The organism is Streptomyces sp. NPDC002446 (assembly GCF_053595675.1).
This window is the reverse complement of the sequence record NZ_JBSFYC010000084.1, coordinates 25,927-32,012: the sequence shown is the minus strand read 5'-3', so window position 1 is coordinate 32,012 and position 6,086 is coordinate 25,927. Positions and strand designations below refer to the sequence as shown.

The following is a 6,086-nucleotide window of genomic DNA, read 5'->3' as shown; positions in this document are numbered from 1 at the left end:
CGGGGTCGCCGTGTCACGGGACGTAAAGCGAAGCAGTCCCACACCCCTACCCCGGAGGACCGTCACCGGCAGCCGAACAGCCCCGCGCAGCGGCAACAGCCCGCCGCAGGCGCAACGGCGAACAACCCCCACGGCGGGTCAGCCGAAAACGTCGGCCGCGGCAAAGCGCAGCGACTAGGCCCAAAGCCCCCGCCCCCGCAGCGTCGTCCGTAGGGTCTCCAGGTCGTCGGTCATGATGCCGTCCACCCCTAGGTCCAGCAGCGCCGCCATCCGGTCCGGGTCGTTGACCGTCCAGACGTGGACCTGCATGCCCAGGGCGTGCGCGGCGCGCAGGAAGAGGGCATCGACGACCGGGATGCCGGACTGCCGCTCGGGGACCTGTACGCAGACCGCGCTGCGCCGCACCGCCGCGCCCAGCAGGCGGTCGAGCGGCAGCGACCCGCGGCCGTACGAGCGCAGCCGCAGGCCGGCCACGCCGCGGGTGCCGAGCGAGCTGGCCATCCGGGCGCCGGCCAGGCTCTGCGCCCGTGCCACCCGGGCCTCGGAGAACGAGCCGACGCACACCCGGTCCCAGGCGTCGGTGCGGTGCAGCAGATCCAGCAGCGGGGTCAGCGCGGCCTCCGCCTTGAGGTCGACGTTCCAGCGTGCCTCGGGGAACTCCTCCAGCAGCTCCTCGAACAGCGGCAGCGGCTCCCGGCCGCCGACCCGGGCCCGGCGCACCGCCCGCCAGGGGAGCCGTCCGATCGCGCCGCGGGTGTCGGTGACGCGGTCGAGTGTCGGGTCGTGGAAGGCGACCAGCTTTCCGTCCGAGGTGGCGTGTACGTCGGTCTCCAGATAGCGGTAGCCGAGACCGACCGCGCGGCGGAACGCGGCGGCGGTGTTCTCCAGGCCGTCGGCGGCCCCGCCCCGGTGGGCGAAGGCGAGCGGTGCGGGGTGGTCGAGGTAGGCGTGGCGGAGGCGTATCGCGGGGGTCACTCCGGCAGTATGGCGCGCTCAGGTGAAGTGCCACTCCGGGCCACCACCCGCGACGGCTCCCCGGGCAGGTCCTTGATCGCGAAGAGGCGGAGGAAGAGCTGCGCCATCGGCCCGATGGCCAGTGCGTAGACCACGGTGCCGGCCCCGACGGAGCCGCCGAGCAGGAAGCCGACCGCGAGCACCGTCACCTCGATGCAGGTCCGCACCAGCCGCACCGGGCGGCCGGTCCGCTGGTGCAGCCCGGTCATCAGCCCGTCCCGCGGCCCCGGGCCGAAGCGGGCGGAGATGTACAGGCCGGTCGCGGCGCCGTTGAGGAGGACGGCGGCCGCCAGCAGGGGGATACGGGCGCCGAGGGAGTGCAGCTCGGGCACCCAGGCCAGGGTCGCGTCCATGACGACCCCGAGGATCACCACGTTCGAGACCGTGCCCAGGCCCGGGCGCTGGCGCAGCGGGATCCACAGCAGCAGGATCAGCGCCCCCGATACGACGGTGACCGTGCCGATCGACAGCCCTGTATGCCGGGATATGCCCTGGTTGAGCACGCTCCATGGTTCCAGGCCCAGGCCGGCGCGGACCATCAGGCCCATGCTCACGCCGTACAGCGTCAGTCCCGTATAGAGCTGCACCAGCCGGCGCGCCAGCAGACCCCGCCGTGGGCCGCCGTCCCTCGGTTCGGTACCCCTCATCATGGACACGAAAATTCCCCCTCCTGGCAGCATTGGACCGATGCATGACACCATGTGGCGTGTCCGGGCTCGAAATGTAGAGCCAATTCGGGGAAGGTGGACTGATCTTCATGGCTCAGTGGACTTCAGCGGTGGGTGCGCCCCAACTCGCCAGGCTGCTCCGGTCGCAGGACGGGCGTGAGGCCCAACTCGCGGTCGGCGGCCGCAAGTTGCCCGCCTACCGCAGCCTCGCCGACGGCGTGCGCCTCCTCGTACTGGAAGGCCGGATCCCGGTCGCCGCCCGGCTGCCCGCCGAGCGTGAGCTGGCGGCGGCCTTCGGCGTCAGCCGCACCACCGTCGCCGCCGCCTACGAAGCGCTGCGCGCCGAGGGCTTCCTGGAGTCCCGGCGCGGCTCCGGCAGCTGGACCGCCGTGCCGGCCGGCAACCCGCTGCCCACCCGCGGGCTGGAGCCGCTGCCCCCGGAGGCCGCCGGCTCCATGATCGACCTCGGCTGCGCCGCCCTCCCCGCCCCCGAGCCCTGGCTCACCCGCGCCGTCCAGAGCGCCGTGGCCGACCTGCCGCTGTACGCCCACACCCACGGCGACTACCCGGCCGGACTGCCCGTGCTGCGCCAGGCCCTGGCCGACCGCTACACCGCCCACGGCATTCCCACGATGCCCGAGCAGATCATGGTGACCACGGGGGCGATGGGCGCCGTGGCCGCGATCTGCCGGCTGTGTACCGGCCCCGGCGAGCGGGTGGCCGTCGACTCGCCCTCGTACGCCAACATCCTCCAGCTGATGCGGGACGCCGGTGCCCGGCTGGTCCCGGTGGCCCTGGCGGAGCGGCTGGCCGGCTGGGACATCCCCGCCTGGCGTCAGGTGATGCGCGATGCCGCGCCCCGGATGGCGTATGTCGTCGCCGACTTCCACAACCCGACCGGCACCCTCGCCACCGAGGACCAGCGCCGCCGCCTCGTCGACGCCGCGCGATCGGCGGGCACGCTGCTCGTCGTCGACGAGACGATGGCCGAACTCCAGCTGGACGAGGACGTCGCGATGCCCCGCCCGGTCTGCTCGTTCGACCCCGCCGGCAGCGCGGTGATCACCGTCGGCTCGGCGAGCAAGGCGTTCTGGGCCGGGATGCGGATCGGCTGGGTGCGCGCCGCGCCCGACATCATCCGCAGCCTGGTCGCCGCCCGCGCCTACTCCGACCTGGGCTCACCGGTCCTGGAGCAGCTCGCCATCGCCGCGCTGCTGGAGGGCGGCGGCTGGGAGCAGGCCGTCGGCATCCGCCGGAACCAGGCCCGCGAGAACCGCGACGCGATCGTCGCCGCCCTGCAACGGCACCTTCCCGACTGGGAGTTCAGCGTTCCGCGCGGCGGACTCACGCTCTGGGCGCGTACCGGCGGGCTCTCCGGCTCCCGGATCGCCGAGGCGGGGGAGCGGCTCGGGGTGCGGGTCCCCTCCGGCCCCCGGTTCGGCGTCGACGGGGCCTTCGAGGGCTTCGTACGGCTGCCGTTCACGGTCAACGGAGCGGTCGCCGACGAGGCCGCCGCCCGGCTGGCCGGGGCCGCGCGGCTGGTCGCGACGGGCGCGCCGGCGGAGGCGGATCTGCGGCACACCTTCGTTGCCTGATGGTGTGTCAGGAGAGTGCGGGCCGGGCTCTCACCGCTCCGCGCGCAGGGTCTCCATCGAGCCGTTGCCCCTGACCGTACGGGACTCGCCGCCCTTGACGATCGACACCCGCCTGGTCGCTCCCACCGGCTCGGCCGCGGGCCCGGCCGCGTCGGCGTCCGCCGCCGGGTCGTCGGGGAGGGGCCGGCCGTCCGTCGCGGCAAGGGCCTCCGCATCGGCCGGAACCGTACGCTCCGGAAGCAGCGCCAGGACGGCCTGCCGGAGCGCCTCACTCGTCGCGTCGTCGAACGGATCGGGCGTGGCCGGGACCTGGAGGCGCAGGACCGGAGCGGTCCCCAGCCGCGCATAGCCGCGTCCCGGCGGCACCTGCGCTGTCGGCGTGGTGTGCGGCGGCGCCCCGAGGACCACCCGTACCTCTTCCGTCGTCGCGGGGCCGAGCACCACCCGCGCCTTGGTGTGCGCCCGCACCGGATCGCTCAGCAGGTCGGCGCTCTCGAACTGGTCGGCCACGACCACCGTGACCTGGGCCGCCCTGCCGTGCCGCAGCGGCACCTGCAGCCACCGCTGAGGATCGTCCCGGCCCTCCGCGGCCGCGATATGGGTGAGCGCCGTCGGCCGGTCCGCGATGATCCACAGCGGCCGCCGGGTGTCGTCCGGCGCCGGCAGACCGGCCTGCCGCGCCCGGTTCGCGACGACCAGCCGCCGCTCGGTCTCGTGGGACGCCCACTCCAGCGCCGCCAGCGCCCCCGCCAGCCCGCTCTCCACCCGCAGTACGCCGCGCCGTCCGACCAGACACCCGAACTCGCCGGTGCCGCTGCCGTCGATGACCACCACATCGCCGTGGTCCAGCGCCTGCAGGGCGATCGAGCGCAGCAGCGTCGTGGTGCCGGTACCCGGCTGTCCCAGGGCGAGCAAGTGCGGCTCGGTGGAGCGCTGCCCGGTGCGCCAGACCACCGGCGGGGCGTCGCGGGTCTCCGCCTTGACGTCGACCGGCAGGGTCCGCTGCACCGAGTCCGGGTCGGTGAACCCGAGCACCGTCTCGCCCGGAGAGGTGACGAAGCGCTGTGCGCCGATATCGGTGGGCAGCGCCGGCAGGACGGTCACGGTGAGCTGGTTGGCCAGCTCGTCCCAGACGAAGTGGTACTCCCGGCCGCGCCCGGCCTTGGCGTACAGCACCTGCTCGATGCGGCCCCGGGACCGGGCCTCGCCGTCGGTGAAGTACGCCGGGTACTTCAGCCGCAGCCGCTCCAGCCGCCCCCCGTCGTCGAAGGCGTACTCGCCGAAGGCCCGCTCCCAGTCACCGTCGTGCGCGTACAGGGGGTTCGGGTCGCCTTCGGCGGAGAGGTACGGCACCAGCGCCTCGTACAGCGCCCGCAGCCGCTCCGTCTCCGCCTCGCTGGGACCGGTCTCCACCGGTGCGCGCTCGCGCCCCGCCCAGGCGCCCGCCGCCATCGCCGCGATCAGCGCGAGCAGCGGTCCGTACGGGACCAGGGCCACCACCAGCACACATGCGCCGACGAAGAACAGCAGCGGACCGCGGCTCTCCTTGGGCGTCTCGGTCCACCGTCCCCGGGCGGCCACCGCCAGCCGGCGCAGGCCCCGGCCGATGGTGATCAGCGGGTGGAACACATCGGAGACGCTGTCGGTGGCGCTGCGCGCGAGTTCGCGGCTGCGGGCGAGCGACGCGCTGTTGGCCATACGGGCGAGCGGTGCGCGATCGGTCAGGATGCGGGGCAGAGGGCGCCGGGCCACATCTTCTCCTGTTGCTCGTGCGGTGGTCTGGGGGGCTCGGTATGGGCGGCGAGCCGGGGCGTGCGGTCCGCGGAGCCGCCCGGACGGGATCTGGTGCGGCCCGTTCGGGCGGGGGCGTGGAGCCGCGGCGGAGCAGGAGGAGCCCTGGAGCCTGTCCGGGGACCAGGCTCTAGAGCTTGATCCCCCCTAGGAGGCTCGCCAGGCTCGCCCCGCCGGCCTTGATACTCGGCGCGATGGCGGAGCTGGCGAGATAGAACCCGAACAGCGCGGAGACGAGCGCATGGGACAACTTGAGGCCGTCTTTGCGGAAGAAGAGGAAGACGATGACACCGAGCAGGACGACGCCGGAAATGGACAGAATCATGGGGGGTTCTCTCCTGGGTGGTGGGGACGGTCACCATGAGTTCTTCCAGCCTCACAGCACGCATCAAGCCATCAAAAGCTGCGAATGGGTGATTTATCGTTGAAATTCCCTATTTGGGCGCAGCTTCAGGGCGTGTCGCACCGGCGTGTCACCGACCTGCCGCGGCGTGTCGCGATCCGCCCCCGCCGACCGGCACAATCGTCGGGTGTCGAAGCCGAAGAACAAGCCGCCGAAGCGGCCGCAGCACACGCCGCCCCGTCCGGCGGCGGTCGCCCCCGAGGCGCCCTGCCCCTGCGGACGGGCCGAGAGCTACCGCGACTGCTGCGGCGCCTTCCACCAGGGACGCGCCACCGCCCCCACCGCGGAGCGGCTGATGCGCTCCCGCTACAGCGCCTTCGCCGTCGGCGACACCGGCTATCTGCTGCGCACCTGGCACCCGACGACGCGCCCCGCGGCCCTCGATCTCGAACCGGCGCAGCGGTGGACCGGACTGGACGTCCTCGCCACGACCGGCGGCACCGCCTTCCACGCCGAGGGCACCGTGGAGTTCCGCGCGCACTACAGCCTGCACGGGCACGCCGACAGCCTGCACGAGCACAGCCGCTTCGTCCGCGAGAACGGCGAGTGGGTCTATCTGGACGCGCTGCCGTCCCTGTAGCGCCCGGCTCCGCCGTCCGGCCCGCCGCGGGCGTC

General features: G+C 73.6%; 6 protein-coding genes. 2 read left to right on the top strand and 4 right to left on the bottom strand.

What is annotated here, in order from left to right:
- Window positions 1-174 precede the first annotated feature (174 nt).
- The gene (locus tag ACWD6P_RS32220) at window positions 175-975 is read right to left on the bottom strand and encodes a glycerophosphodiester phosphodiesterase family protein (protein ID WP_451447724.1); all 801 of its coding nucleotides are present in this window, start codon (window positions 973-975) and stop codon (window positions 175-177) included.
- Entirely contained in the window at window positions 972-1,664 is a 693-nt protein-coding gene (gene yczE / locus ACWD6P_RS32215) for a membrane protein YczE (RefSeq protein ID WP_451447728.1), read from the bottom strand. Before yczE ends, ACWD6P_RS32220 begins: the two co-directional genes overlap by 4 nt.
- 107 nt (window positions 1,665-1,771) lie before the next feature.
- On the opposite strand from yczE, the gene ACWD6P_RS32210 reads away from it, so the two are divergent.
- A complete protein-coding gene (locus ACWD6P_RS32210) occupies window positions 1,772-3,277 on the top strand; it encodes an SCO1417 family MocR-like transcription factor (RefSeq protein ID WP_451447723.1) in 1,506 nt (501 codons plus the stop codon).
- Window positions 3,278-3,307: 30 nt separating this feature from the next.
- On the opposite strand, the gene ACWD6P_RS32205 is transcribed toward ACWD6P_RS32210, so the two are convergent.
- Both ACWD6P_RS32205 and ACWD6P_RS32200 read right to left on the bottom strand, forming a co-directional pair.
- Window positions 3,308-5,029: a hypothetical protein gene (locus ACWD6P_RS32205; protein ID WP_451447722.1), complete on the bottom strand. Its 1,722-nt coding sequence runs from the start codon at window positions 5,027-5,029 to the stop codon at window positions 3,308-3,310.
- A gap of 169 nt (window positions 5,030-5,198) precedes the next feature.
- Window positions 5,199-5,393 (bottom strand): hypothetical protein, encoded by a 195-nt coding sequence (locus ACWD6P_RS32200; RefSeq protein WP_030412631.1) that lies wholly within the window; start codon window positions 5,391-5,393, stop codon window positions 5,199-5,201.
- A gap of 205 nt (window positions 5,394-5,598) precedes the next feature.
- Between ACWD6P_RS32200 and ACWD6P_RS32195 the strand changes: the two genes are divergently transcribed.
- On the top strand, window positions 5,599-6,051 hold the full coding sequence (locus tag ACWD6P_RS32195) for a YchJ family protein (RefSeq protein WP_451447721.1): 453 nt from the start codon (window positions 5,599-5,601) through the stop codon (window positions 6,049-6,051).
- Window positions 6,052-6,086 lie beyond the last annotated feature (35 nt).